Origin of the sequence: Dactylosporangium sp. NPDC000521 (genome assembly GCF_042898305.1) — a bacterium.
In the GTDB taxonomy this organism is placed as follows: Bacteria; Actinomycetota; Actinomycetes; order Mycobacteriales; family Micromonosporaceae; genus Dactylosporangium.
This window is the reverse complement of sequence record NZ_JBIAYW010000002.1, coordinates 157,140-182,881: the sequence shown is the minus strand read 5'-3', so window position 1 is coordinate 182,881 and position 25,742 is coordinate 157,140. Positions and strand designations below refer to the sequence as shown.

Annotated in this window: 23 protein-coding genes and 1 pseudogene; 10 read left to right on the top strand and 14 right to left on the bottom strand. The window is 71.5% G+C overall.

Annotation, left to right across the window (positions count from 1 at the left end; all coding sequences use genetic code 11):
- Positions 1-110 precede the first annotated feature (110 nt).
- Together ACFY3L_RS06630 and ACFY3L_RS06625 are read right to left on the bottom strand one after the other, a co-directional pair.
- Positions 111-1,838: a nitrite/sulfite reductase gene (locus ACFY3L_RS06630; RefSeq protein ID WP_389319420.1), complete on the bottom strand. Its 1,728-nt coding sequence runs from the start codon at positions 1,836-1,838 to the stop codon at positions 111-113.
- A gap of 390 nt (positions 1,839-2,228) precedes the next feature.
- Positions 2,229-3,758 (bottom strand): sensor histidine kinase, encoded by a 1,530-nt coding sequence (locus ACFY3L_RS06625; RefSeq protein WP_389319418.1) that lies wholly within the window; start codon positions 3,756-3,758, stop codon positions 2,229-2,231.
- Positions 3,759-3,780: 22 nt separating this feature from the next.
- Here ACFY3L_RS06625 and ACFY3L_RS06620 point away from each other — a divergent pair, with 22 nt between their 5' ends.
- The gene (locus tag ACFY3L_RS06620) at positions 3,781-4,221 is read left to right on the top strand and encodes a hypothetical protein (protein WP_389319416.1); all 441 of its coding nucleotides are present in this window, start codon (positions 3,781-3,783) and stop codon (positions 4,219-4,221) included.
- Here ACFY3L_RS06620 and ACFY3L_RS06615 read toward each other — a convergent pair.
- Together ACFY3L_RS06615 and ACFY3L_RS06610 are read right to left on the bottom strand one after the other, a co-directional pair.
- Positions 4,196-5,224: an SIS domain-containing protein gene (locus tag ACFY3L_RS06615; protein WP_389321074.1), complete on the bottom strand. Its 1,029-nt coding sequence runs from the start codon at positions 5,222-5,224 to the stop codon at positions 4,196-4,198. The two genes, ACFY3L_RS06620 and ACFY3L_RS06615, sit on opposite strands and share 26 nt — an antisense overlap.
- A 134-nt stretch (positions 5,225-5,358) precedes the next feature.
- A complete protein-coding gene (locus ACFY3L_RS06610; protein WP_389319414.1) occupies positions 5,359-6,900 on the bottom strand; it encodes an MDR family MFS transporter in 1,542 nt (513 codons plus the stop codon).
- A 99-nt stretch (positions 6,901-6,999) separates the two neighbouring features.
- Here ACFY3L_RS06610 and ACFY3L_RS06605 point away from each other — a divergent pair, with 99 nt between their 5' ends.
- Complete coding sequence (locus ACFY3L_RS06605; RefSeq protein ID WP_389319412.1) at positions 7,000-7,632, top strand: TetR/AcrR family transcriptional regulator; 633 nt, start codon at positions 7,000-7,002, stop codon at positions 7,630-7,632.
- 15 nt (positions 7,633-7,647) lie between these two features.
- Here ACFY3L_RS06605 and ACFY3L_RS06600 read toward each other — a convergent pair whose 3' ends face one another.
- Positions 7,648-8,160 carry a GNAT family N-acetyltransferase gene (locus tag ACFY3L_RS06600; RefSeq protein ID WP_389319410.1) on the bottom strand — a complete coding sequence of 171 codons (513 nt, stop codon included), beginning with the start codon at positions 8,158-8,160 and terminating at the stop codon, positions 7,648-7,650.
- A complete protein-coding gene (locus ACFY3L_RS06595) occupies positions 8,157-8,372 on the bottom strand; it encodes a biotin/lipoyl-binding carrier protein (RefSeq protein WP_363405107.1) in 216 nt (71 codons plus the stop codon). The genes ACFY3L_RS06600 and ACFY3L_RS06595 overlap by 4 nt, the downstream gene beginning before the upstream one ends.
- 109 nt (positions 8,373-8,481) lie before the next feature.
- Between ACFY3L_RS06595 and ACFY3L_RS06590 the strand changes: the two genes are divergently transcribed.
- Positions 8,482-9,525, top strand: coding sequence for an AAA family ATPase (locus ACFY3L_RS06590; protein WP_389321071.1), 1,044 nt, complete (start codon positions 8,482-8,484; stop codon positions 9,523-9,525).
- Entirely contained in the window at positions 9,522-11,450 is a 1,929-nt protein-coding gene (locus tag ACFY3L_RS06585) for a hypothetical protein (protein ID WP_389319408.1), read from the top strand. Before ACFY3L_RS06590 ends, ACFY3L_RS06585 begins: the two co-directional genes overlap by 4 nt.
- A 1,682-nt stretch (positions 11,451-13,132) precedes the next feature.
- Here ACFY3L_RS06585 and rsrA read toward each other — a convergent pair.
- The 5 genes and pseudogenes from rsrA to ACFY3L_RS06560 all read right to left on the bottom strand — a co-directional run bounded on the left by rsrA (position 13,133) and on the right by ACFY3L_RS06560 (position 16,606).
- Positions 13,133-13,417: a mycothiol system anti-sigma-R factor gene (rsrA, locus tag ACFY3L_RS06580; protein ID WP_389319406.1), complete on the bottom strand. Its 285-nt coding sequence runs from the start codon at positions 13,415-13,417 to the stop codon at positions 13,133-13,135.
- Between the two features lie 5 nt (positions 13,418-13,422).
- On the bottom strand, positions 13,423-14,247 hold the full coding sequence (locus ACFY3L_RS06575; RefSeq protein WP_363405265.1) for a sigma-70 family RNA polymerase sigma factor: 825 nt from the start codon (positions 14,245-14,247) through the stop codon (positions 13,423-13,425).
- Positions 14,248-14,439: 192 nt separating this feature from the next.
- Positions 14,440-15,087: an alpha/beta family hydrolase gene (locus tag ACFY3L_RS06570; RefSeq protein WP_389319405.1), complete on the bottom strand. Its 648-nt coding sequence runs from the start codon at positions 15,085-15,087 to the stop codon at positions 14,440-14,442.
- Positions 15,088-15,380: 293 nt separating this feature from the next.
- A pseudogene (locus ACFY3L_RS06565) lies at positions 15,381-15,719 on the bottom strand (WhiB family transcriptional regulator); the annotation flags it as partial.
- A 167-nt stretch (positions 15,720-15,886) separates the two neighbouring features.
- Positions 15,887-16,606 (bottom strand): SOS response-associated peptidase, encoded by a 720-nt coding sequence (locus ACFY3L_RS06560; RefSeq protein ID WP_389321068.1) that lies wholly within the window; start codon positions 16,604-16,606, stop codon positions 15,887-15,889.
- Between the two features lie 76 nt (positions 16,607-16,682).
- On the opposite strand from ACFY3L_RS06560, the gene aroA reads away from it, so the two are divergent.
- Positions 16,683-17,993, top strand: coding sequence for a 3-phosphoshikimate 1-carboxyvinyltransferase (gene aroA, locus ACFY3L_RS06555; protein WP_389319403.1), 1,311 nt, complete (start codon positions 16,683-16,685; stop codon positions 17,991-17,993).
- Positions 17,945-19,039 (top strand): ribosome small subunit-dependent GTPase A, encoded by a 1,095-nt coding sequence (gene rsgA, locus ACFY3L_RS06550; protein ID WP_389319401.1) that lies wholly within the window; start codon positions 17,945-17,947, stop codon positions 19,037-19,039. The genes aroA and rsgA overlap by 49 nt, the downstream gene beginning before the upstream one ends.
- Here rsgA and ACFY3L_RS06545 read toward each other — a convergent pair.
- Positions 19,036-19,578, bottom strand: coding sequence for a DUF2087 domain-containing protein (locus ACFY3L_RS06545; RefSeq protein WP_389319399.1), 543 nt, complete (start codon positions 19,576-19,578; stop codon positions 19,036-19,038). The genes rsgA and ACFY3L_RS06545 overlap by 4 nt on opposite strands.
- Positions 19,579-19,630: 52 nt before the next feature.
- On the opposite strand from ACFY3L_RS06545, the gene hisN reads away from it, so the two are divergent.
- Both hisN and ACFY3L_RS06535 read left to right on the top strand, forming a co-directional pair.
- On the top strand, positions 19,631-20,449 hold the full coding sequence (gene hisN, locus ACFY3L_RS06540) for a histidinol-phosphatase (RefSeq protein WP_389319397.1): 819 nt from the start codon (positions 19,631-19,633) through the stop codon (positions 20,447-20,449).
- Positions 20,450-20,531: 82 nt separating this feature from the next.
- A complete protein-coding gene (locus ACFY3L_RS06535; protein WP_389321065.1) occupies positions 20,532-21,440 on the top strand; it encodes a hypothetical protein in 909 nt (302 codons plus the stop codon).
- On the opposite strand, the gene ACFY3L_RS06530 is transcribed toward ACFY3L_RS06535, so the two are convergent.
- Entirely contained in the window at positions 21,364-21,978 is a 615-nt protein-coding gene (locus tag ACFY3L_RS06530) for a hypothetical protein (RefSeq protein ID WP_389319396.1), read from the bottom strand. The genes ACFY3L_RS06535 and ACFY3L_RS06530 overlap by 77 nt on opposite strands.
- Before the next feature lie 83 nt (positions 21,979-22,061).
- Positions 22,062-22,343 (bottom strand): hypothetical protein, encoded by a 282-nt coding sequence (locus ACFY3L_RS06525; RefSeq protein ID WP_389319395.1) that lies wholly within the window; start codon positions 22,341-22,343, stop codon positions 22,062-22,064.
- Between the two features lie 23 nt (positions 22,344-22,366).
- Here ACFY3L_RS06525 and ACFY3L_RS06520 point away from each other — a divergent pair, with 23 nt between their 5' ends.
- A complete protein-coding gene (locus tag ACFY3L_RS06520; protein ID WP_389319394.1) occupies positions 22,367-22,600 on the top strand; it encodes a hypothetical protein in 234 nt (77 codons plus the stop codon).
- A gap of 54 nt (positions 22,601-22,654) precedes the next feature.
- Complete coding sequence (locus ACFY3L_RS06515; RefSeq protein WP_389319393.1) at positions 22,655-25,648, top strand: putative bifunctional diguanylate cyclase/phosphodiesterase; 2,994 nt, start codon at positions 22,655-22,657, stop codon at positions 25,646-25,648.
- Positions 25,649-25,742 lie beyond the last annotated feature (94 nt).

The window sequence follows — 25,742 nt, the reverse complement described above, 5'->3', positions numbered from 1 at the left end:
ACGGGCAGTACAGCGGAGCCATCCGCTCGCTCATGTCACCGGCTCGCTTCGCTCACCGGCGCCACGAGGCTCCGAGTCGCCCTGCAACACAATTCGCCCGCTCCGCTCGCTCATCGGAGTTCCTCCTCCGGAGCCCGCATGACCCAGTGGGCGAACGACTCGCCGGACTCGCGACCGGCGAGGTAGTGGCCGGCGACCCGCTCGACGTACGCGGGCAGGGCGGCGGCGGTGGTCTTCAGGCCGCGGAGCTTGCGCCCGAAGCCGGCGTTCTGCCCGGCCGCCATGCCCAGGCCACCGCCGAGGTGGACCTGGAAGCCCTCGACCATGTCGCCGGTGGCCTCGTCGCGCACGAGCATGCCCTTGAGGCCGATGTCGGCCACCTGCGTGCGGGCGCAGGCGTTGGGGCAGCCGTTGAGGTGGATGGAGATGTCGGCGTCGAGCTCGGCGACCTTGGCCTCCAGGTACTCCACCAGCTCGGCGGCGCGGGCCTTCGTCTCGACGATCGCCAGCTTGCAGAACTCGATGCCGGTGCACGCCATCGTGCTGCGCCGCCAGGTGGACGGGCGGGCCTCCAGCCCGGCCTCGCGCAGGCCCAGCACGACCGCCTCGGTGTCGGCCTCGGCGATGTCGAGGACGATGATCTTCTGGTACGGGGTGAGCCGCACCCGGTCGCTGCCGTGCCGCTCGGCGAGGTCGGCTACCTTGGCGAGCTGGGTGCCGGAGCTGCGGCCCGCGATGGGCGCGGCGCCGACGAAGTACTTGCCGTCCCACTGCTTGTGCACGCCGATGTGGTCGATCGGCTTCTCCGGCAGTTCCGGCGACGGACCGTCGATCAGCGGGCGCTTGAGGTACTCGGTCTCCAGCACCTCGCGGAACTTCGCCGCGCCCCAGTCGGCGACGAGGAACTTCAGCCGGGCGCGGCTGCGCAGGCGGCGGTAGCCGTAGTCGCGGAAGATCTGGATGACGCCGTGCCACACGTCGACGACCTCGTGCAGCGGCACCCACACGCCGAGGCGCACCGCCAGCATCGGGTTCGTCGACAGGCCGCCGCCGACCCACAGGTCGAAGCCGGGGCCGTGCTCGGGGTGGATCACGCCGACGAAGGAGACGTCGTTCGCCTCGTACGGGGTGTCCGCCAGCCACGAGATCGAGGTCTTGAACTTGCGCGGCAGGTTGGACAGCGTCGGGTCGCCGACGTACTTCTCGGTGATCTCCTTGATCGCCTCGGTCGGGTCGAGCACCTCGCTCTCTGCGACGCCGGCGATCGGGCTGCCGAGCACCACGCGCGGGGTGTCGCCGCAGGCCTCGGTCGTGGACAGGCCGACGGCCTCGAGCTCCCGCCAGATCTGCGGGACGTCCTCGACGCGGATCCAGTGCAGCTGGATGTTCTGCCGGTCGGTGATGTCGGCGGTGTCGCGGGCGAAGCGGGTGGCGATCGACGCGATGGTGCGCAGCTGGGCGAGGCTCAGCTGGCCGCCGTCGCTGCGGATGCGCAGCATGAAGTACTTGTCGTCGAGCTCCTCGGGCTCGAGGATCGCGGTCCGGCCGCCGTCGATGCCGGGCTTGCGCTGCGTGTACAGCCCGAACCAGCGGAACCGGCCGCGCAGGTCGGCCGGGTCGATCGAGTCGAAGCCGCGGTGCGCGTAGATGTTCTCGATACGGGCCCGGACGTTGAGCGGGTTGTCGTCCTTCTTGCTGCGCTCGTTGGGGTTGAGCGGCTCCCGGTGACCGAGCGCCCACTGCCCCTCGCCGCGAGGGCGCCCACCGGCTCCGGCCCGTCCGCGAGCGGGACGAGGAGCGGGTGCGGCGTTTTCTGCCGGGACGGTGTTCACCGTCATGTCGGCGTCCTCTCAGGGTTGAGAGCACGCGAGCCTGCGCCGGCCTATCGCGAAAGATGCGCGATGGATGACGTCGATGTCATGGAAAATCCGGCGCGAGTCGCGCGCCCGAAAGAAAGAATTAGCGGGCGGCGTTCAGCAAGCCGGACACATGGCGCTGCGCACGCGACCGTAGTCGACGTGTCGGCGGCTGACGAGCCGCAGAGAAGCAGCGTGCATAGGGTGCAGTCTTCCACGTCGACCGGTCCTTACGCCACGTCGGCGTGAGGGTTGTCTCAAACTCACGTAACCAGGAAGCAACAAAAATACGACTCAGCCGATAGGAATAGCAGCCCGGAAACACCTGAACCGTGACGTGCTCACGCGATGGGTCCCACAGTGCGGTAGGTTTCAGCGTTTCGCCAGCGGGACGACCATGACCGCCTCCGTGCCGCCGCCGGCCCGGGTGCGCAGCTCGATCGTGCCGCGCAGCTCCCCCGTCGCGAGCGTCCGCACGATCTGCAGCCCGAGCCGCTCGCTGCTGTCCAGGTCGAACCCGTCGGGCAGCCCCCGGCCGTTGTCGGCGACGGTGACGTGCAGCTGCTTGCGGAAGCGGTGCACGGAGACGACGACCTCCGGATCGTGCTCGCCGCCGTGGGCGGCTTCACCGGTCTGGCCGTCGCGCGGCTCGAACGCGTGCTCCACGGCGTTCTGCAGCAGCTCGTTGAGGACCATGACGAGCGGCGTGGCGATCTCCGCGGGCAGCACGCCGAAGTCGCCGTCCCGGCGCAGCGCCACGGTGAAGTCGGAGGCGGCCACCTCGACGGCCGCGGCCGCGACCCGGTCCACGATCCCGTCGAACTCGACCGCCTCGTCCGCGGTGTCCGACGCCGACATCGAAAGGGTCTCGTGCACCAGGGCGATGGAGGCGACCCTTCGCACCGACTCCTCCAGCGCGTGCCGGGCGGCCGGGACCCCCACCCGGCGGGCCTGCAGCCGCAGCAGCGCGGCGACGGTCTGCAGGTTGTTCTTGACCCGGTGGTGGATCTCCCGGATCGTCGCGTCCTTCGTCATGAGCTGCCGGTCGCGGCGGCGGACCTCGGTGATGTCGCGGACCAGGACGAGCGCCCCGATCGGCACGCCCGCCGGCATCAGCGGCAGCGCCCGCATGAGCACGGTCGCACCGCGCGCCTCCAGCTCCTTGCGGGCGGGCGCGTCGCCGCGCAGCGCCGAGTGGACCCGGTCCGTGGCGTCCTTGCCCTCGAGGGGGTCGTCGACGAGCCGGCCGGTGATCTCGGCGAGGCTCTCGCCGACGAGGTGCGCGGCGAGCCCGAGCCGCCGGTACGCCGACTGTGCGTTGGGGCTGGCATAGGTGACCTTGCCGGACGCGTCGAGCCGGACCAGGCCGTCGCCGATGCGCGGGGCGCTGGTGGTCTCGCCCGGGTGCCGCGGCGGCGGGAACGTGCCGTCGGCGATCATCTGCGCCAGGTCGTCTGCGGTGGTCAGGTAGTTGAGCTCCAGCTGCGCCGGGGTCCGGGCGGTGCTGAGGTTGGTGTCACGGCCGACGACGGCGATGACCTGCGTCTCGTCCCGGCGGCGGACGGGGATCGCCTCGTGGCGGGCGGGCATGTCGCCGTACCAGACGGGATCCCCCTCCCGCCAGATCCTGCCCTGCGACCGGACGATCGCGAGGTGCGCCACCTCGGGCCCGCCGGCGACCCGCCCGACCTGGTCGTCCTGATAGGCGGTCGGGGCGGTCGTCGGCCGCACCTGCGCGACGCACAGGAACTCGCCGCGGTCCGCGATCGGCACCCACATGAGCAGGTCGGCGAAGGACAGGTCGGACACGATCTGCCAGTCGCCGGCGAGGCGGTGCAGGTGCTCGATGTCCTCGGGCGCGAGAGAGGTGTGCTCCTCGACGAGGTCACGCAGGGTCGACACGACTACAGACTATGGTGGGCCGGTGCGTCGCCTGTTGCCTGCCCTCGGACTCGTGCTCACCCTCGGCGGCTGCGGATGGGTGGGCCGCGCCGACGAGACCAGCAAGCCCGACGGCTTCCAGCTGCACGGCTACGTGAGCGTGGCGGGCGCGGCGACCGGCATCCCGGGCACCCCGTGCCTGGCCCCGGCGCCGGACATCACCTCCGGCGCGACGGTGAAGGTGGCCGATCAGGACGGCAAAGTGGTGGCCGTGACGACGTTGGCGGCAGGTGTACTGGCAGCGACCGGCGGAGCGTACCGCTGCAACTTCTCCTTCGAGCTGCTGAACCTGTCCGGGAGCCGGCCGACCTACCAGATCCTGGTCGGTGACCGGCCCCCGGTGGCGTTCGAGACGCGGGCGCTGCGCGAAGGCCGCCCCGCCGTCGTCGATGTCGCCGTTACAGCGTCGCCGTCACCTTCTTGAGGCCGCGCGGCGCGTCGGGGTTCTCACCCCGGTGCAGGGCGAGAGACAGGGCGAGGCGCTGCAGCGGCAGGATGTCCAGCAGCGGCGCGTAGCGCTCGTCGACCTCGGGGGTCGGCACCCAGCCGGCCGCGCCGTCGACCTTCGACGGGCCGAACACGACCACGTCGGCGCGGCGCTCGCCGAGCCGGCCGACGACGTCCCGCATCGACGCGCCGGCGGGCCCACCGCCGACGACGGCGAGGACCGGCACGTCGGGGTCGGCCATCGCGAGGGGGCCGTGCAGCAGGTCGGCGCCGGAGAACGCGAGACCGGCCACGTAGGACGTCTCCATCAGCTTGAGCGCGGTCTCGCGCGCCGTCGGGTACGCGTAGCCGCGGCCCGTGGTCACGATCCGGTCCGCGAACCGGTAGCGGGCGGCGAGGTCGGCGGCGGTGTCGTCGGCGAGGACGCGCTCCGCGTGGCCGGGCAGCTCGCGCAGCGCGGCGAGCTCCTCGGCGGGCAGCGAGCCGCCGCCCTTGATGCTCTCGACCAGCATGAGCAGCGCGAGCAGCTCCGCGGTGTAGGTCTTGGTCGCGGCGACCGCGACCTCGTGCCCGGCGACGACGTCGACGTGCAGCTCGGCGACCTGGGCCAGGGGCGACTCGGCGTTGTTGGTGACGGCGAGGGTGTGCGCGCCCTGCTCGCCGGCGACCCGCAGCACCTCGCGCAGGTCGGGCGAGCCGCCGCTCTGGCTGACCCCGACGACGAGCGTGTCGCGCAGGTCGGGGCGGGCGCCGTAGAGCGTCATCGCCGACGGCGAGGCGAGGCCGACGGGGATGCCGAGGCGGATCTCGGTGAGGTACGCCGCGTACAGCGCGGCATGGTCCGACGTACCACGCGCCGTGAAGATCACGTTGCGCGGCTGCCACTGCGCGATCCGCTCGGCGACGGCGGCGATGGCGCCCGCCTGCTCGTCGACGAGCCTCGCGAACACGGCCGGCTGCTCGGCGATGTCCGCCTGCATCCCGGCACCGGGCTGCTCGGTCACGGCTACTCCTCTATGAACTGGCGTCTGATGCGCGTTACTGCTCAAAGTTTGGCAGCTTCGCGCACCAGACGCCAGTTTTTGGCGCAAGTTCGCGCATGGTGTGCGCGAAACTACCCCTCCCGCGCAACCAATGTGCTCTCCGCCTGCTCGCCGGCCGCTTCGGGGCCGCCGCGCAGCGCCACCTCGCGGATGAACACCGCGAGCAGCGGCACGAGCACCGTCGCGGCGATCGCCCAGAGGAACACGCTGGACGTCGCGCCGGCGATCGCGTCGACCACCGCGGTGCGCACCTCGGCCGAAAGCTTGCCGAGCGTCGCCGGCCCGATCGAGGCGCCGCCGCCACCGCCGCCGGCGAGCCGGTCCGCCGCCTGGTCGCCGACCTTCTCCGCGAGCAGGTCGTGCAGCCGGTGGTTGAAGATCGCGCCGAACGCCGCCACGCCGAACGCGCCGCCGATCGAGCGGGCGAACGTCGAGGTGCTGCTCGCGACGCCGATGTCCTTGAGCTCCACGCTGTTCTGCGCGATGAGCATCGAGGTCTGCATCAGGAAGCCCATACCCAGGCCGAGGACCGCCATGTAGATCGCCGACTCGGTCTTCGAGGTGTCCGCGGCCAGCCGCGACAGCAGCACCATCGCCACGATCATGACGAGCCCGCCGATCACGGGGAAGATCCGGTACCGGCCGGTCTTGGTGATCAACTGGCCGGCCACCAGCGAGGTCACCAGCAGGCCGCCCATCATGGGCAGCAGGAGCAGGCCGGAGTTGGTCGCCGACGCGCCCTGCACGATCTGCTGGTACAGCGGCAGGAACGTGATCGCGCCGAACATCGCGAACCCGACCAGGAAGCCGATGCCCGAGACCAGGCTGAAGTTGCGGTTGCGGAAGATGGCCAGGGGCAGGATCGGCTCCGGGTGGCGCCGCTCGACGACCACGAACGCGGCGAGCGACACCCCGGCCAGGGCGGCGAGCCCGGCGATCTGCGCGGAGCCCCACGCGTACTGGTTGCCGCCCCACGTGGTGATCAGGACCAGCGCGGTGACGCCGGCCGAGAGCAGCGCCGCGCCGAGCCAGTCGATGCGGTGCTCGGTGCGCTTCTTCGGCATGTCGAGCTTCAGGGCGAGCAGCACCAGGGCCGCGCCACCGAGCGGCAGGTTGACGAAGAACGCCCAGCGCCAGTCGGCGTGGTCGGTGATGAAGCCGCCGACGAGCGGCCCGCCGACCATCGCGATCGCCATGACCGCGGCGAACTGCCCCTGGTACTTGCCACGCTCCCGCGGTGACACGAGCTCACCGAGGACGGCCATCGCCCCGACCATGAGACCACCGGCGCCGAGGCCCTGGAACGCGCGGAAGCCGATCAGCTGCGCCATGTCCTGGGAGAAGCCGCACAGCACCGAGCCGAGCAGGAACAGCACGATCGAGGTCAGGAAGACCGTCTTCCGCCCGTACAGGTCGCCGAGCTTGCCCCAGATCGGCGTGGACACCGTCGAGCCGAGGACGTACGCGGTGACGACCCACGAGAGGTGGTCGACGCCGCCCAGGTCACCGACGATGCGGGGCATCGCGGTGCCGACGATCACGTTGTCGAGCATCGCCAGGAGCATCGCCATGAGCAGTCCCGGCAGGACGACCCTGAGGCGCTTGTCAGACATCGTGGCACACCTTACTTGTCGGCCGGCTAGTTGACTTACTAGCCGTACGGTAAGTTGGTACTAGCCGCTCGTCAAGTGAGTTCACGTAGGATGGTCCCGATGGAGCAGAACCAGCAGGCAGCAGCGCGGGTCGTGCGGGGGCGCAACCGGATCCGGACCGACGACGCCGAGACCGAGGACGTGCGCGCGCACATCCAGCGGGTGGCCCTGGAGATGTTCATCGAGGACGGCTACGACAAGACGTCGCTACGGGAGATCGCGGAGAAGCTCGGCGTCACCAAGGCCGCGCTCTACTACCACTTCCCGACCAAGGACGACATCGTCCGGAGCCTCATCGAGCAGCGCATCGCCGCCGTCGACGCGCTGATGGAGTGGGCGGAGGCGCAGCCGCGCACGGAGGAGACCCGGCTCGAGTTCGTCCGGCGCTACTCGGTGCTGCACGACGTCGCCAAGCACGAGCACGTGATCCGCTTCTTCGAGCGCAACCAGACGCTCATCAACACGCTGGCGGCCGGCAAGCTCATGAAGGACCAGATGGAGCGGGTCTTCGGCTTCCTGATGGAGCCCGGCGAGTCCACCGTCCAGCAGCTGCGCCGCGCGATGGCGATCTTCACCATCCACGCGGGCCACTTCGTGCTCCGCAGGCGCGATGACCTCAGCCCCCAGGACCGCCGCGACGCGACCCTGGTGGTCGCCGAGGACCTGATGCGCCTGGCGGCCGCCGGCGAGTGACCCGCCCCGCGGGGCTCAGGTCGCGGTGGTCGGCAGCTTCAGGCGCAGGCCGAGCAGGGTGACGCCCTCGACCGGCGTCCAGTCCAGCGCCGGCTCCCGGACGAAGCCGAAAGTGTCGTAGAGCGCCAGCGCGGCGCTGTTGCGGTCCCGCGTGCAGATCACCATCGACCCGCAGCCGAGGACGGTCGCGCGGTCGACGCAGGCGCGGACCAGCGCCCGCGCCACCCCGCGCCGCTGCGCCGCCGGGTCGACGGCCAGCATCCTGAACTCGGCCTCGCCCGGCCGCGACAGCTCCGCATACCGGGTGCCGGGCAGCACGAACGCGACCGCGCCCAGCAGTACGTCACCATCGACGGCGACCAGGACCTCGCAGTGCGCCGCCCGGGTCGCCACGTCCGCGAGCACATCCGCGTAGCCGTGCTCGTCGTCCAGCTGGCCGTCGGCGCGGTACGCCTCCACCGTCAGCCGCGCGACGCCGGCGTAGTCCTCCGGGTCCGCCCGCCGGACCACGGGCGTCCGCTGTGTCACCCGATCACGGCGATGAGATCGCCCTCCTGCACCACGTCGCCCTCGTTGACGGCGATCTGGCTGACCGTGCCCTCAGACTCGGCGACGACGGGGATCTCCATCTTCATCGACTCCAGGATCACGAGGGTGTCGCCCTCATTGACCTCGGCACCGACCTCGGTGGTGATCTTCCAGACGTTGGCCACCATCTCGGCGCGGATCTCGTCGGACATCCCGGTCTCCTTTGACGTCGGATTGCGAACCGCAGCATATCCGCGCGAAACCCGGTCGCGCTCGGCTGTACGGCGAACGCATCATGGCCCCGTGGAATCGACCATCACGGTGACCCCGGCGGAACTGCCCGGCGTGCTGCTGCACGTCGCGGTGGTGCGGCCCGTCTTCGTGTGGGGGCAGCCCGGCATCGGCAAGAGCTCCCTGGTGAAGGAGTTCGCGGCAGCCCTCGGGCTGGACTGCGTCACCCTCATCGGCACGCAGCTGGCGCCCGAGGACCTCATCGGGGTGCCCGAGCTGCGCGACGGCCGCAGCCGCTTCGCGCCGCCGGAGTCGATCGCCCGCGACGAGCCCTACTGCCTCTTCCTCGACGAGCTCAACTCCGCCTCGCCCGAGGTGCAGAAGGCCTTCTACTCCCTCATCCTCGACCGGCGGATCGGCTCGTACGAGCTGCCCGCCGGATCGATCGTGATCGGTGCCGGCAACCGGGCCTCCGACAACGCACTCGCCCGTCCGATGGCGTCCGCGCTGCTCAACCGGCTCATCCACGTACACCTGCGGGCAAGCGCCGACGACTGGCTGCTGTGGGCGGTCGGCGCCGGCCTGCACAGCTGGGTGACCGACTACCTCACCCAGCGGCCCGACCACCTCTGGTCCAAGCCACCGAAGACCGAGGAGCCGTTCTCGACCCCGCGCTCCTGGCACATGCTCTCCGACGCGCTGCTCTCCTTCGGTTCGCTGGAGGATGACGATCTGCTGCGGGTCCTCACCGCCGGCACGCTGACGCCCTCGCACGCGTCGGCGTTCTGCGCGTACGTCAAGACCGTCCGCCATCGCTACGGCCTGGACGCCATCGTCCGCGGCGACGCGTCCTGGCCCCGCGACCCGACCGACCGTGACCTGCTGTACTTCTTCGCCGAGGCGTTCCGGGCCCGGCTCGTGAAGGACCTGCCGGCCAGCCGCGAGCACGCCTCGCCGTCGGTGCGCCGCTTCTCGGTGCGGGCCAAGGGCCTGCTGGTCGAGCTGGCCGAGATCTCCCTGGAGTGCGCGCAGCTCGTCATCGCCGCCGACGAGTCCGGAATGCCGGCGCTGCCCGCCTGGTTCCTGGTCGAGGTGACCCGCGACCTGCCGCGGCTCGTCGCCGCCCGGGCATGAGCGCCGCACGCGGCGCCTCCAGGAAGGTCGACCGGCGGCTGGAGGCGGCCCAGAACGCCTGGTCCGCGGTGTCCGGCAACGCCATGTTCCGCGCGCTCGCCAGCGACCCGACCGGCACCGACCCGCGGGCGCTGCGGATGCGCTGGGCGGAGGACGCGCAGCTGATCCGCGACCGCGGCCACGCCCGCGTGTACGCCGACGGCACGGTGATCGCCAACAAGCACTCGCCGCTGGAGCCCGACGAGTGGATCTGGGTGTTCGCGCACTGCGCGCTGCACCTCGGCTTCGGCCACCTCTCCCCCACCGTCACTTCGGTTCCCGGCACCGCCTCGGTTACCGGCGCCGCTTCGGTTCCCGGCACCGCCTCGCTTTCCGGCACCGCCTCGGTTACCGGCGCCGCTTCGGTTTTCGACGCCGCTTCGGTCTTCGGCGGCGCTTCGCCTGCCGATGCTGCGCTTGCCGTCGCGCGGTGCGTGGTCGTGGCCCGGTTCCAGGCGGAGCTGCGGCTCGGCCGCCCGCCTGTGCTGCTGCCGCCGCTGCCGACCGCCTTCGAGGAGCAGCTCGCCGAGCGCTGGCGGATCTCCGGTATCCCCGACGGCCTGTCCGGCTGCTCCGCCGGCGGCGCCGGCCCCGACCTCGTGCCGTCCGCGCCCGTCACGACCGCCGCCATGTCGTGGCCGGACCGCTTCGCCCTGGGCCTCGGCCAGGCTGCGGCCGAGGCCGTCGACGAGGCGGGGGCACTGCGATCGGACTCCGGCCGCAAGACCGACGAGGCGTGGGAGGTCGCCCGCCGCTGGTTCGTGTCGTCGTACCCGCTGCTGGCCGGACTCGCTGCGGGCTTCACCATCGTCAGCGACGTCGCCGTGGCCCGCGACCTGTCGATCAGCGTCGCCGCCGTCGACCCGTCCGCCGCCGAGATCTACGTCAACCCGCTCGCGCCGCTCACCGCGGAGGAGCGCCGCTTCGTCATCGCGCACGAGATGCTGCACGCCGCCCTGCGCCACGGCGACCGGATCGCGCACCGCGACCCGTACCTGTGGAACGTCGCCACCGACTACGTCATCAACGGCTGGCTCGTCGAGATGGCCGTCGGCGACCTGCCCGAAGGCGCCCTGTACGACCCGCGCTTCAAGGACGCCGGCGCCGAGGAGGTGTACGACCTCATCGCCACCGACCTGCGCCGCCTGCGCCGCCTCGGCACGTTGCGGGGCCGCGGCCTGGGCGACATCCTCTGCGACGCCCGCCGCCCCCACCGCGGCACCGAGCTCGACGAGTACTACCGCCGCGCCCTCGCGACCGGCCTGGCCTTCCACGAGTCCAACGGCCGCGGCTTCCTGCCGTCCGGCCTGGTCGAGGAGATCCGCGCCCTGGACCACCCGCCGCTGCCGTGGGACGCGCAGCTCGCCCGCTGGTTCGCCGAGCACGTCCGCTCCCCCGCCCCGCGCCGCTCCTACGCCCGCGCCTCCCGCCGCCAGAGCTCCACGCCGCACATCCCGCGGCCCGGCTGGCTCTGGCCCGAGGAGGAGACCTTCCGCGCCACGTTCGGCGTCGTGCTGGACACCTCCGGTTCGATGGACCGCACCCTGCTCGGCAAGGCCCTCGGCGCGATCGCCTCCTACGCCACCGCCCGCAACGTGCCGGCCGCCCGGGTCGTGTTCTGCGACGCGGCCGCGTACGACGCCGGCTACCTCCCCGTCGCCGACATCGCCGGCCGCGTCAAGGTGAAGGGCCGCGGCGGCACCATCCTGCAGCCGGGCATCAGGCTCCTGGAACGCGCCCCCGACTTCCCCGCCGACGCCCCGATCCTGGTCATCACCGACGGCTGCTGCGACCCGGTCCGCGTACGCCGCGAGCACGCCTTCCTCATCCCAGAAACCGCCCGCCTCCCCTTCACCCCCAGAGCCCCCGTCTTCCGCCTCCGCTGACCCCACCCCCGACACTGACCTGCAGGGAACCGCGACGCGAGGGCGACGCGCACGGCCAGGCTGCGTCGCACTGACTGCCAATCCACAACGGCGAGCGCGACGCCGCCGGTCAGCGACGTGCGCATACGGACGCCGTCACCACGCGCACCACGGCACCCCCGGATATGTCCGCTGCGCGAACATATCCGAAATTTCGGTTATGTCGGGAGTGCTGCGAGTCGACATAACCGATTCACGGCTTCGCGCACACGGACGTCGTCATCGCGCGTGCCCCGGCCCCAAGTCCGTACGGAAGACGCACTCCCTCCGCACAGGACATCACCACGGGGACAGCGAACACGGATCCCTCAGCCGAGCACCCCGCCATCACCGTGATCGAAGGACAACCCCGGCCGCCCGCACGACCACCAGACGACTTCGATCACCGAAAGCCACGACCACGATCACTCCCAGAGGCAACCACGACAGCAGGAACGCCGCTGCGACGAAAGCACGTCGCGCCGGTTCGCGAAGCCAACGACAGCGGGTACGGCATCGGCGGTCAGCAGCCGAACACCCGCGCCATCACCATGATCGAAGGACAGCCCCGGCCGCCCGCACGACCACCAGACGACTTCGATCACCGAAAGCCACGACCACGATCACTCCGAGCGGCAACTACGACAGCAGGAACACTGCTGCGACGAAAGCACGTCGCGCCGGTTCATGAAGCCAACGACGCCGAGTACGGCATCGGCGGTCAGCAGCCGAACACCCCCGCCATCACCATGATCGAAGGACAACCCCGGCCGCCCGCACGACCACCAGACGACTTCGATCACCGAAAGCCACGACCACTATCACTCCGAGCGGCAACTACGACAGCAGGAACACTGCTGCGACGAAAGCGCGCCGCGCCGGTTCATGAAGCCAACGACGCCGAGTACGGCATCGGCGGTCAGCAGCCGAACACCCCCGCCATCACCATGATCGAAGGACAACCCCGGCCGCCCGCACGACCACCAGACGACTTCGATCACCGAAAGCCACGACCACGATCACTCCGAGCGGCAACTACGACAGCAGGAACACTGCTGCGACGAAAGCACGTCGCGCCGGTTCATGAAGCCAACGACGGCGGGTACGGCATCGGCGGTCAGCAGCCGAACACCCCCGCCATCACCATGATCGAAGGACAACCCCGGCCGCCCGCACGACCACCAGACGACTTCGATCACCGAAAGCCACGACCACGATCACTCCGAGCGGAACTACGACGGCAGGGACGGTGCTGCGACGAGACTGCGTTGCGCCGGTTTGTGAAGTCAACGACGGCGAGCGCGCGCCGGCGGTCAGCGGGAAATGCACTGGTCGTGAAGCCAACGACGGCGGGTACGGCGCCGACGGTCGGAGCGACAGGCACTGGTTGTGACAAGCCAGCGACGGTGGGGGAAGCACCGTATGACGCCCTCGACGGCGCCGGACCATGTGAGGCCGAAGGCCGGGGAACATCACCGCGACGACGGCAACCACGCCACCTGGCGCCCGACCCCAGGCCGGACGGAAAGAACCCCATCCACCATGCTGGCTTGCTGCTGCGACATCCCACATGGATCGGCGGACCCGCACGCGGACCGCGGACGGCGCAGCCAAAAAACGTGGCAGTCCCGGTAGCCGGGGCTACCGGGACCGGGAGCAAGGCGTCAGTCGGTGCGGAGCTCGCGGGCTTCGGCGTTGACGACCAGCTCGGAGAGCTTGGAGCGGAGGCGGTCCTTGAGCTCGGCGGGGGCGAGCTCGGAGCCGCAGCAGCGGGCGACGAGCGCCTTCACCTCCTGCTCGATGCCGAACTCGCGCAGGCAGGGCGAGCACTCGTCGAGGTGGTCGCGGATGAGCGAACGGCGGTCGTCGGCGCACTCCAGGTCGAGGTAGAGATACACCTCGGCGAGGACGGCGCCGCAGTCTGTCTCGTGCGGGTCTCCACAGCTCATCGGTCTCAGACCTCGCTCGGCTCAGCGGACGGGGTGCGGGTGAACCCCCGGTCGGCAGCATAGGTCTCGAGCGAACGGCGGAGGTTGCGCCGGCCGCGGTGCAGGCGGGACATCACAGTGCCGATGGGCGTGTTCATGATGTCGGCGATCTCCTTGTAGGAGAAGCCCTCGACGTCGGCGAGGTAGACGGCGAGCCGGAACTCCTCCGGCAGCGACTGCAGCGCCTCCTTGACGTCGGAGTCGGGCAGCCGGTCGAGGGCCTCGGTCTCGGCGGAGCGCAGGCCGCTGGACGTGTGCGACTCGGCCTCGGCGAGCTGCCAGTCGGTGATCTCCTCCGTGGGCGCCTGGACGGGCTGGCGCTGACGGCGGCGATAGGAGTTGATGTAGGTGTTGGTCAGGATGCGGTAGAGCCAGGCCTTGAGGTTGGTGCCCGTCTCGAACTGGTGGAACGCCGCATACGCCTTGAGGAACGTCTCCTGGACGAGGTCCTCCGCGTCGGCCGGGTTGCGCGTCATGCGCAGGGCCGCCGCGTACAACTGATCGATGAAGGGCAACGCGTCGTGCTCGAACCGGATGCGCTGCTGCACCGCGCTCTCGCTGCTGACCACTCGTGCGACTCCAACCCTCGACCGTCCTGCCGAGGATACGCCGAGTTGCTGAGCGACTTCTGAGTTTGTGGCGCCCGTCAACCGCTCACGGGCGATCGGTTGCCAGGACGGATCGGGCTCCGCGTCCGTCGCCGCCGGCCACGACGGGCTGAACAGCAGCTCGCGGATGCGTTGATCCTCGCGCTCAAGAGTTGCCACGAGTTGACTTCCCTCCACAGGCAACGCCTCGGCAGCGTCGCACGATCCGTGTAACAACCGCGCCGCCCCGGCAATTCCTACCCGCCTGCCCCGGCGGCCGGCCTTTGATTTGGGACCGGTCGGCCGCCGGGAACAGGAAGGGCCTGGGAGTTTGCGGACCGGCATCGGTCCGCGGTGTGGAGAGTTGTGTCCCGGTTTACACCGGTCACATCGTGTTCAACGAACGATGCCGGGCATGGTGACGAACGCCACGGCGAGATCGGCGATCAGCTGCGGCGCCTTCGAGAGGGCATGGGTCTCACCGGGCAGGATTTCCACATGTACGGCCTGCAGCGGCTCGGGCACGCCGAAGGGGTCACGGTCGCCGTTGAGCACCAGGGTCGGCACGCCCGTGCGTAGTTCATCCGCGCGGGTGACGTCCGGCTTGCCGGGCGGGTGCAGCGGGAAGGCGAGCGCCAGGATGCGGTCGGCGCCGGCCTCGGCCGCGGTGCGGCAGGCGACCCGTGCGCCGCTGGACCTGCCGCCGACGACGAGGGTGTCGATCGCCACCTTGCGGCGCAGCTCCGCGACCACGGCGAGCCAGGCGGCGTCGAGCTGCCTGGCCGGCGCGGGTGGCCGGCGTGCTCCGGCGACCCGGTACGGCTGCGTCACCATGGCGACGGCCGCCCCGGCGGCGAGCACGGCGGCACGGACCGCCACGAGGTCCACGGCGTCGACGTCACCACCGGCGCCATGGCCCAGGACGAGCAGCGTCCCCGTGTACCCCGCCGGGACGTCGAGCGAGAAGCGCGCGACCCCGTGCGGGGTCTCCACCTCCTGCCCGGCGAGCGACCGCTTGGCCCGGGACCGGCTCCGCCGGCCCACCGGCGCGACGGAAGAGCCCACCGACGCCCGACCAGAAGAGCCGACCGGCACACGAGCAGAAGAGCCCGCAGAAACACGACCGGAAGAGTCCGCCGATACGAGACCGGAAGAGCCTGCCGGTACGAGAGTGGAAGGGCCGGCCGAGGAGCCAGGAAGCGCGCCGGCCGGCCCGTCGGTCAGCCGCTGACGGCGCCGACCGGATCGCGCCGGTCGGTCGACTTCCGGCCCACTCGCTGGATCGGCAGCAGCGGAAGGCACGCCATTGGGCCCATCCGGTGCTCGGCTGCCTGTGGCGGGCCCGTCAGCGCGGGTTGTGGAGCGTCGCTGCGCCATGCGACGAGCATCGCACGCCGCTCACGCGGTGTGGTCGCTCCCCACACACCGTGGCAGTCGCCCACCTCCAGCGCCCAGGCCAGGCAGGCGCCCTGGACGTCGCAGGTGCGGCACAACGCGACGGCAGCGTCGGCGGGCTCGCTCGGTGCCGGAAAGAACGTCTCCGGATCAACTGTCTGGCATGCGCCGCGGGTCCGCCAGGCATCATCGCCCTGTTGCTCGCGCACCGCGCGCAACAGACGCGGATCACGCTTGGCGGCAGCGACCTCATGCGGGCGTGGCATCCTCGCCCGGGTCATACACCCACCTCCCCCGTGGGTCAAACGAACACAAGGCAGGAAAACGTCGGGATGCCCCCATCCGACATTGACCTACCGGCGCTGTGTTCTATCGCACAAACACCTGCAATTACAAGAGTTTTCACGCGGTTAGGCAAAACCTGCCGGGGAGGAAATGGACGTACAGCCTAAAAGAGGGTCAGATCGATCGGCTCGACGTCACTCGATCGCAGGGCCGGCGCCGGCACGCGGTCGAGCAAATCACGGCCGTCGTTACGTACGTCACCCACCCGCGCGCCGACCGGTCGAAGCTCCAGCCGCGCGACGTGCTCGGACGGTGTCGGGGCCAGCAGCCGCTCATCGACGGGGGCCTCCAGCCACTCCTCCCACCGTGACGGCGGCAGCACCAGCGGCATGCGGTCGTGAATGAGCGTCAGATCGTCCACGGCGGGCGCGGTGATGATGCTGCAGGTGAGCACCCGGTCGTCGCCTTTCCCCCACACCGTCCAGATTCCGGCGAACACGCACGGCTCGTCGTCACCGAGTGTCATGAAATACGCCTGCTTGTCCTTGCCGTCCCCGCGCTTCCATTCGAACCAGCCGTCGGCGGGCACGAGACAGCGCCGCTTCGCGAACGACTGTGCGAACGCCTTCGACTCCGCGACCGTCTCGGATCGCGCGTTGATCATCCGGGCGCCCACCTTGAGGTCGGCGGCCCACGGGGGCACCAGACCCCAGCGGGCGCTGCTCAGGACGCGGCCGCCGGCGGACTGGGAGACGCGCACCACCGGCACCTGGTCCGTCGGGGCGACGTTGTAGTCCGGCTCGAGCCCGTCCGTCTCGTCGGCGGCCTCGAAGAGCGCGCTCAGGTCAACGTTGCTGCGGGATGTCGCATACCGACCACACATGCTCATTACGGTACCCGTGACGAACGAAGCATCGTCAGTGGTCGCTACCCAGCGGAACGGGCCGCACACTGAACGCGTGCCTCGCCTGACCGCCCCCGTGTCCCTGCCGTGGATCGCGCCGACCGCCTCGGCGCCGGTCACCGCCACGGTCCGGCTCCCCGGCTCGAAGTCGATGACGGCCCGGGCGCTGGTCCTCGGCGCGCTGTCCCTGGGCGCCAGCACCCTGCGCGCTCCGCTGCGGGCCCGCGACACCGAGCTGATGGCGGCGGGCCTGCGCGCCATGGGCTGCCACGTGTCCACCTCCGACGACAACCTGTGGCTGGTGCGGCCCCGCCCGCTGGGCGGCCCGGCCCGGGTCGACGTGGGCACCGCCGGCACGGTGCTGCGCTTCCTCCCGCCGGTCGCCGGGCTGGCCGACGGTGCCGTCACCTTCGACGGCGACGAGCGCAGCCGCACGCGGCCGATGGCGCCCCTGATCGGCGCGCTGCGCACCCTCGGCGCGCGGGTGGACTACGGGGCCGGGCTGCCGCTGACGGTGCACGGCATCGGCCGGGTCACCGGCGGCACGGCGACGATCGACGCGTCGGCCTCCAGCCAGATGCTGTCGGGGCTGCTGCTGGCCGCGCCGGAGTTCGACCGCGGCCTCACCGTGCGCCACGCCGGCCCGGCGCTGCCCCGCGCACCCCACCTGCGCACGACGGTGCAGATGCTGCGCGCCGCCGGGGCCGCCATCGACGACAGCCGGCCGGACGTGTGGGTGGTCGAGCCCGGCCCGCTCCACGGCCGCGCCTGGGACATCGAGCCGGACCTGCTGGGCGCCGCGCCGTTCCTCGGCGCGGCGCTGGTCACCGGCGGCGCCGTGACCCTCGCCGGCTGGCCGCGCTCCGGCATCCAGGCCGGCCACCGGCTGCTGGACCTGCTGCGCCAGATGGGCGGCTCACCCGCGGTCACCCGGCAGGGGCTGGTCGTGCGCGGCACCGGCGCGGTCCACGGCCTCACCGCCGACCTGGCCGACGTCGCGGAGCTGGCCCCGGTGCTCGCTGCCCTCGCCGCCGTCGCGGACTCCCCGTCGCACCTGCACGGCCTGGCGCACCTGAGCGCCCACGAGACCGACCGGATCGCCGCGCTCGTCGAGGGCCTGGCGGGCCTCGGCGCCGACATCGCCCAGGACCACGACGGCCTGCGGATCCGGCCCCGCCCGCTGCGCGGCGGCACGTTCGTCACGCGGGACGACCACCGCCTCGCGCACGCCGCCGCCGTCGTCGGGCTCGCCGTGCCCGGGGTGCGGCTGGACGATGTGGCATGCACCGCGAAGACACTGCCGGACTTCCCCCGGCTATGGTCAACCATGGTGCATGGTCCGGGCTCGGTTGGAGGACAAGACTGACGCGCAAGCGCGAATACGACGAGGATGACGTCCGGGTCCGCCCGAGCCGGTCCTCGCGACCCCGCACGCGCACCCGGCCGAAGCACAGCGACGCGGTCGAGGGGTTCGTCGTGGCGGTCGACCGCGGGCGGTACACCTGCCACATCGCCGACACCGACGCGGTCGTGACCGCCATGCGCGCCCGCGAGCTGGGCCGCCGTGGCGTCGTCGTCGGCGACAACGTCCAGATCGTCGGGGACGTGACCGGGCGGCCGGACACCCTGGCGAGGATCGTGCGCATCGACGACCGGCGGTCGGTGCTGATGCGCACCGCCGACGACGAGGAGGGCTCGACCGAGGGGCGCTTCGAGCGCGTCGTGGTCGCCAACGCCGAGCAGCTCGTGATCGTCAACTCGCTGCACGACCCGCCGCCGCGGACGGGCTTCATCGACCGGTGCCTGGTCGCCGCGTACGACGCCGAGATCGAGCCGCTGCTGTGCCTCACCAAGGGTGACCTGGCGGGCCCGGAGGCGGTGCTGGACTACTACTCCGAGCTGGACCTGCCGTATGTGCTGTGCCGGCCGGGCGAGCCCATCGACGACCTCGTCGAGGCGCTGAGCGGCCGGGTGTCGGTGATGATCGGCCATTCCGGGGTCGGCAAGTCGACGCTGGTCAACCGGCTCGTCCCGGGCACCGACCGGGCGGTCGGCGTGGTCAGCGCCGTCGGCAAGGGCCGGCACACGTCCACCAGCGCGGTGGCGCTGCGCCTGCCGGACGACGGCGGCTGGATCATCGACACGCCGGGCGTCCGGTCGTTCGGCCTGGCGCACGTGTCGGCGGACAGCCTGCTGCACGGGTTCCCCGACCTGGTCGAGGCGTCGACCAGGTGCGCGCCCAACTGCGACCACACCGGCGCCGGCGGCGAGTGCGGCCTGGACATGCTGGTCGCCGAGGGCGGCGCCGATCCGAGGCGGCTCGCCTCGTTCCGCCGCCTGCTCGCGTCCAAGGAGGGCACCGGAGATCCGAAGGACCCCCAGGACCCCCAGGACTTCCAGGACGAGGCCTAGACGGCCACCGGCCCGCCGGTGCGCCAGTAGACGCCGTCGGCGCGGGAGAGCAGCTGGTTGTCGACGAGGTAGCGCCGCAGCGCCGCGTGGTCGTCGAACCATGCCCGCAGCACCGCGTTGACCTCCCGCTCCGGATAGCGCACGCCCGGCTCGAACGACGACGCGATGTGCTCCAGCACCACCAGGCGCTTGCCGTGGGCGGCGGGCATCTGGGTCAGCCGGCCGTCGACGACGAACGTGCGCAGGACCTGGTCGCGCTGGCGGTCGGGGTCCATGGGCTCGACGGCGGCCGGGGTCGCGGCGTGCGCGCGGACGGATTCCTTGAAGACCTCGACGTCAGCGCGCAGGGCACCGTCGCCGCCGGTCAGCAGCCCGCCCTGCCGCAACCGGCCGACGGCGGCGACGACGGCGCGGGCCGGCAGGCCGGTCGCGGCCGAGATCGCGGCGATGCCCGGTGCCCCGAGCACCACGGCGGCGTAAACCCGGAGCCGGTCCTCTTCCGCAAGGAGGCCACACAGGGCGGCCGGCGAGGTGGTCACAAACGGCGACAGTACTGCCAGAAGGTGGCGATCGTCGGCTAAGTTTCCGCGCATGGCGCGCTACGCGGACGACCTGGCCCTCGCTCACCTGCTTGCCGACACCGCGGACGCGATCGCCGTTCCCCGGTTCCGGGCCCAGGATCTGCACGTGTCGACGAAGCCCGACCTGACGCCGGTGACGGAGGCGGACACGGCGGTCGAGAAGGCGCTGCGGGCGACGCTGCAGCGGGCCCGGCCGCGCGACGGGGTCCTCGGCGAGGAGTACGGGGCGACCGAGGCCGCCGCCGGTCCCGGGACGCGCCAGTGGGTGATCGACCCGATCGACGGCACGAAGAACTACGTCCGCGGAGTACCCATCTGGGCGACGCTGATCGCATTGATGGAGGGCGCCCAGCCGGTGGTCGGGCTGGTGTCCGCGCCGGCGCTCGGGCGGCGCTGGTGGGGCGCGCTCGGTCACGGTGCGTATGCGGGGCGCCATACGGCCGCGGCGACGCCGATCCGGGTGAGTGGTGTCGACCGGCTCGCCGACGCCAGCTTCTGCTACTCCTCGCTGCGCGGCTGGGAGGAGGCGGGGCGGCTCAACGCCATCCTCGACCTGACCCGCCGGACGTGGCGCCAGCGGGCGTTCGGCGACTTCTACGGGTACATGCTGCTCGCCGAGGGCGCCGTGGACATCATGGTCGAGCCGGAGCTGTCGCTGTGGGACCTCGCGGCGCTGGTGCCGATCGTCACCGAGGCGGGTGGCACTTTCACCGACCTGCAGGGCGAGCCGGGTCCGGGCGGCGGAAGCGCGATCGCTACGAACGGTCACCTTCACGAGGACGTTCTCACCCGTTTGGGAAACCCCAGATTGTCTGGTTTGTCCGGCTAAACCGAATGGTCCGCATGCCACTGCCCCGAACCGGGTCTATCCTCTCCGGGTGGCATCTTGGAGTTGGCTGTTCCTCGGCGCGATGATCGCTGCCTACGGAGTGGCCAACCTGCTGCAATCGGTAGCCGCCGCACGCACCGACCTGCACCACGGGTTCCACCCGATGTTGCTGCTGCGGCTGGGGCGGCACAAGTCGTACCTCGTCGGCGTCGCGTGCCAGTTCGGCGGTTTCGCGCTCGCGTTCTTCGCCCGGCGGGACCTGCCGCTGTTCCTGGTGCAGTCCGCGATGGCGGCCGGGCTCGGGGTCACCGCGCTGCTCGGCGTCCTCATCCTCAAGTGGCGGCTGCCGCGGACCGAGCTCGCGTTGCTGGTGCTGCTCGCGTTCGGTCTCGCCGCGTTGGTACTGGCGGCGAAGCCCGCCCCGTCACGGCAGCTCGGCACGGCCGGCGTGGCCGGGCTCGTCGTCGCGCTTGGCGTGATCGCGGTCATCGGCTTCTTCGCCGGCCGGTTGCACGGCGCGCCCGGCTCGGTGGCGCTCGGCGCGCTGTCCGGAGTGGCGTTCGGGGCCGCGGCCGTCGCGTCCCGCCCGCTCGCCTCCGCCGACAACGTGGGCCAGTTCTTCACCGACCCGCTGTCGTACCTGTTGATCGCCCATTCGCTCGTCGGCCAGCTGCTGCTCGGCCTGGCGATGCAGCGCGGCTCGACCACCGCCGCGGTCGCCGCCATGGACGCCGCCGGCGCGGTGCCCGCCGCTCTGATCGGCCTGCTCTTCCTCGGCGACGGCGTGTGGCCGGGCAAGGAGTGGCTGGTGGCGGCCGGCTTCGTGATCACCCTGGGCAGCGTGATCGGGCTCAGCTTCTACGCCGAGCCGCAGCACCACCACCAGATCACCCGGGAGACGAAGGCCCTCGTGCTCAGTGGTTCGCGTGGAAGTGCGAGGCGATCTGCTGGTCGCTCAGTTGTGCCGCAAACACCGCCGGCTCGTCGATGACCCCGGTGAAGTCGATGACCCCGGTGAAGTAGTCGTTCGCCGGGCGGTTCGGCCAGCCGGCGAGGCTGATCCCGCCGGTAGCCCGTCGAGTCCTCCGCCGTGGCCTGCGCGGCGTTCGAGGCGACCACAATCGGCCGTTGAACTCGACGTGGAGCAACCGGTCGCGGACCCCGCTGTAGCCGGTCGCGCCGGCGCTGGAGCCGATGACCGCGCCGCCCGCCCAGGTGCGGATCCATGCCTCGGCCGTGAACGGCCCCGGGTTGCTGACGGTCGGGTTCGAGGACACGTTCGTGACGCCACGGTAGCCGGTCGCGGTGCTCGCCGACTGCCCCTGCTGGGCGCCCTGCAGCGCGCCGGGCAGCCCGACGGTGATCGGGTTCGGCACCACCCCCGGGCCCGGCTCGACGGCGGCGTTCGCGAACAGGTTCGCCACGTCGGAGGCGTTGAGCGCCCGGGCGTAGAGCCGCACGTCGTCGACCGCGCCGCCGAACGCCCCGCCGTAGCCGGCCGCCGTGGTGCGCAGCCGGCCGACCCGCAACGCGCCGCCGGCGTTCCAGCGGACGGTGTGAGTGCCGGTGCGGTGACTGGCGGCCGATGAGCCAGATGTTGTGTTCGAGCTGTTCAGAATCCCCGTGCGGGGCGCCCCGCCGCGACGCTGGCCTGCGTCGGCGCGACGCTCGTGCCGGTGGCGTTCGGATGGGACAGCCAGGTCGTGCTGACCGGCTCGATGCGGCCCGGGATCGCGCCCGGCGACCCGGTGGTGCCGGCGCCGGTGGCACCCGAGCTGGTCCGGCCGGGGCAGGTCGTCGTGGTCGAGAACCCGGCCCGGCCCGGCACGCTGCTGGTGCACCAGGTCGTGCGGCGCAACGCCGACGGCGCCTTCACCACGGAGGGCGACGCCAACGCGTCGGAACCCGGCGGCCCGCGTGCGCGGCCTCGCCCGGCTCCGGGTGCCGAAGGTGGGCCTGCCGGCGCTGTGGCTGCGCGAGGGGCGGGCGCTGCCGGTGCTCGGCGCGTTCGCGGCGCTGATCGCTCTCGGCCGGCTGGCGCGGACGACCGGCACACGGCGCGGCACCGGCGTCAGGCGTTCGGCCGACCCGGCCGGCAACTCAGTGGACCAGACCCGCACCCCGGTAATTGTTCAGACCTTCATCGCGTGACCGATCTGGTCAATCGCGGAGAACTTCCCGACGGCGAGCGGAACGGAGGCGGACTTGCTGACACGCACGCTCAGCACCTGGTTCGCGGCCTGGATGGCGCTGCTCACCGTGGCGTTCTACCTGTGGCCCGGCCAGCACATGCTCTGGTGGGGCGCGATCGGCCTGTCCAGCACCGCCGGGGTCGTCGTCGGAGTGGCCGTGCACCGCCCGTCGCGCCGCTGGCCGTGGTACCTGCTCGCCGCCGCGCTGTTCGCGTTCGGCTCCGGCGACTTCGTGTACAACCTGCTCACCGACGTGTTCGGGATGACCAACCCGTTCCCTTCGGTCAACGATGTGCTGTACCTGGCGATGTACCCCCTCGTCGCCGGCGGCCTGCTCGGCTTCATCCGCTCCAGGACCGGCCGCAACGACCGCGACAGCCTGCTCGACGCGACCACGCTCACCATCGGCATCGCCCTGCTCGCGTGGATCTTCCTGATCGACCCGTACGTGCGCAGCACCGAGCTGACGCTCGTGCAGAAGCTGGTCTCCGTCGCGTACCCCCTCGGTGACGTGCTCACCCTCGCGGTGTTCGCCCGCCTGATCACCAGCAGCGGGCGCCGCAGCCCGTCGATCGTGATCCTCGGCCTCGGCACCACCGGACTGCTCGTCGCCGACGTCGTGTACGGCCTGATCCAGCTCAACGGCGACTGGCACGTCGGCGGCCCCACGGACCTCGGCTGGGTGCTCTGCTACTCGGCGTGGGCCGCGGCGGCGCTGCACCCGTCGATGGTGGAGCTCACCGAGCCCGTCAGGTCGCGGTCGGGCGAGGTCGGCGTGCGCCGCATCGCGCTGCTCGGCGCGGCGTCGCTGATCGCGCCCGGGGTGCTGCTGGTCGAGGCGAGCCTCGGCACGGTCCGCGACGCGGCCGTCATCGCGGTCATGTCCGGCGTCATGTTCGTGCTGGTGCTCACCCGCCTCGCCGGCGTCATGGGCAACCACCGCCAGTCGATGGCCCGCGAGCGGGAGCTCCGCGAGGCGACGACCACGCTGGTGTCGGCCGCCGACGCCGCGGAGACCCTCGCCGCCGTGCGGCACACCGTGGACCGGCTGCTGCCGGAGGGTATGGCCCACACGGTCGTGCTGGTGCGCGCCGATCGGGTCGACGAGCCGGGGCTGGTCCGCGTGTCGGGGCTGGACCCGGACGTCCGGGAGCAGCTGCGCGGCTACAGCTCGGCGCTGCGCCACCCGATGGGCATCGAGGGCATGCTGTTCGTGGGCGCGCCGACGGAGGCGCTGCAGGCGCTGCAGACCACGTTCGAGGTGCTCGCGTCGCAGGCCGCCATGGCCCTGGAGCGCATGACGCTGACCGCGGAGGTCAACCGGCGCAGCAGCGAGGCCTACTTCCGGACCCTGATCCACAACACGTCCGACGTGATCCTCATCGTCGACGAGCACGACCTGATCCAGTACTGCAGCCCGGCCGCCGGCACCGTGTTCGGCGACGAGCGGCTCGCCGGCTACGAGCTGTGGGAGTTCGTCGCCGCCGACGAGCGGGCCCGCCTCGCCGAGCTGCTCGCCCAGGTCCGCGGCGGGGTGCACGCGCACAACCAGATCGACCTGCGCGCCGAGCGCGTCGACGGCGCCGGCCTCCTGGTCGAGGTCGACTGCCGGGACCTTCGCGACGACCAGACCGTCGGCGGCCTGGTGCTCACCGTGCGGGACGTGACCGAGCGCCGGCAGCTGGAGGAGCAGCTGATCCGACAGGCGTTCCACGACTCGCTGACGGGCCTGGCCAACCGGGTGCTCTTCCAGGACCGGGTGGAGCAGGCCGTGGCCCGGTCCAAGCGCGACGGGAGCCTGGTCGGCGTCCTGTTCATCGACCTGGACGACTTCAAGATCGTCAACGACACGCTGGGGCACGCCGTCGGCGACGCGCTGCTGATCGCGGTCGGCGAGCGGATCATCGGGGCGCTGCGCGACACCGACACGGTCGCCCGGCTCGGCGGCGACGAGTTCGCCGCGCTGATCGAGACCGGCTCGATGGCCGAGCTGGAGCTCGCGGCGGAGCGGATCGTGCTCGCGCTCGCCGAGCCGTTCGAGATCGCCGGTCAGGACGTCAACGGCATCTCCAGCGTCGGGCTATCCACCACCGTCGACGCGAACTCCGCCGAGGAGCTCATGCGCCAGGCCGACCTCGCCCTGTACGTGGCGAAGGGCGCCGGCAAGGGCCAGTGGCGGCGCTACCAGTCGGACCTGCACACGGCGGTGCTCGAACGGCTGGAGCTGCGCGCCGCGCTCGACCAGGCGGTCAAGGAGCAGCAGTTCGTGCTGCAGTACCAGCCGATCGTGGACCTGGAGACCGGCTCGCCGCTGGGCTTCGAGGCGCTCGTGCGGTGGAACCACCCGACCAGGGGCATGATCGCGCCCGGCCACTTCATCGAGGTGGCCGAGGAGAGCGGCCTGATCGTGCCGATGGGGCGGATGGTGCTGCAGCAGGCGCTCAACACCGTCGGCCGGTGGCAACGCTCCACGGCGCCGGGCGCGCTGCGGTACATCAGCGTCAACGTCTCCGTCCGGCAGTTCCGCACCCCCGGCTTCGTCGAGGAGGTCCGGCAGCTGCTGAAGGCCTCGGGCGTGGAGCCCGGCACGCTGCTGCTGGAGATCACCGAGAGCCTGCTGCTGCGCAACGACGAGCAGGTCAGGGCCGACTTCGACGCGCTGCGGGCGATGGGCGTCCGGCTCGCGATCGACGACTTCGGCACCGGTTATTCGTCGCTGTCGTACCTGCAGCACATGCCGATCGACGTGCTCAAGATCGACAAGTCGTTCATCGACGACATGCTGGAGTCCAAACAGCAGCGGGCGGTCGTCACCGCCATCGTCACCCTCGCCCAGACGCTCGACCTCGCGGTCGTGGCCGAGGGCGTCGAGGAGTCCGCGCAGGCGTTGGCCCTGCGTGACATGGGGTGCCCGTACGGCCAGGGCTACCTCTTCGCGAAGCCGCTCTCCGAGCGGGACGCCTTCGCCCTGATCCCCAAAGCGGCGCCGTTCGCCGCGATGGCCTGAACCACCGACGGCCCGCGTCATCCAACCGGACAGCAACCGCGCCGGACCAGGTGACGCACCAATTGCCCGTTGCAATGGATTGCGACACCCCTTC

What these genes read in the sequence shown, in the direction of transcription:
- ACFY3L_RS06560 (WP_389321068.1), bottom strand. Translation starts at nt 16,606, where the DNA reads ATGTGTGGTCGGTATGCGACATCCCGCAGCAACGTTGACCTGAGCGCG.
- rsgA (WP_389319401.1), top strand. Translation starts at nt 17,945, where the DNA reads ATGGTCAACCATGGTGCATGGTCCGGGCTCGGTTGGAGGACAAGACTG.
- ACFY3L_RS06610 (WP_389319414.1), bottom strand. Translation starts at nt 6,900, where the DNA reads ATGTCTGACAAGCGCCTCAGGGTCGTCCTGCCGGGACTGCTCATGGCG.
- ACFY3L_RS06585 (WP_389319408.1), top strand. Translation starts at nt 9,522, where the DNA reads ATGAGCGCCGCACGCGGCGCCTCCAGGAAGGTCGACCGGCGGCTGGAG.
- hisN (WP_389319397.1), top strand. Translation starts at nt 19,631, where the DNA reads ATGGCGCGCTACGCGGACGACCTGGCCCTCGCTCACCTGCTTGCCGAC.
- ACFY3L_RS06630 (WP_389319420.1), bottom strand. Translation starts at nt 1,838, where the DNA reads ATGACGGTGAACACCGTCCCGGCAGAAAACGCCGCACCCGCTCCTCGT.
- ACFY3L_RS06595 (WP_363405107.1), bottom strand. Translation starts at nt 8,372, where the DNA reads ATGTCCGACGAGATCCGCGCCGAGATGGTGGCCAACGTCTGGAAGATC.
- ACFY3L_RS06535 (WP_389321065.1), top strand. Translation starts at nt 20,532, where the DNA reads ATGATCGCTGCCTACGGAGTGGCCAACCTGCTGCAATCGGTAGCCGCC.
- ACFY3L_RS06615 (WP_389321074.1), bottom strand. Translation starts at nt 5,224, where the DNA reads ATGCAGGCGGACATCGCCGAGCAGCCGGCCGTGTTCGCGAGGCTCGTC.
- rsrA (WP_389319406.1), bottom strand. Translation starts at nt 13,417, where the DNA reads ATGAGCTGTGGAGACCCGCACGAGACAGACTGCGGCGCCGTCCTCGCC.
- ACFY3L_RS06605 (WP_389319412.1), top strand. Translation starts at nt 7,000, where the DNA reads ATGGAGCAGAACCAGCAGGCAGCAGCGCGGGTCGTGCGGGGGCGCAAC.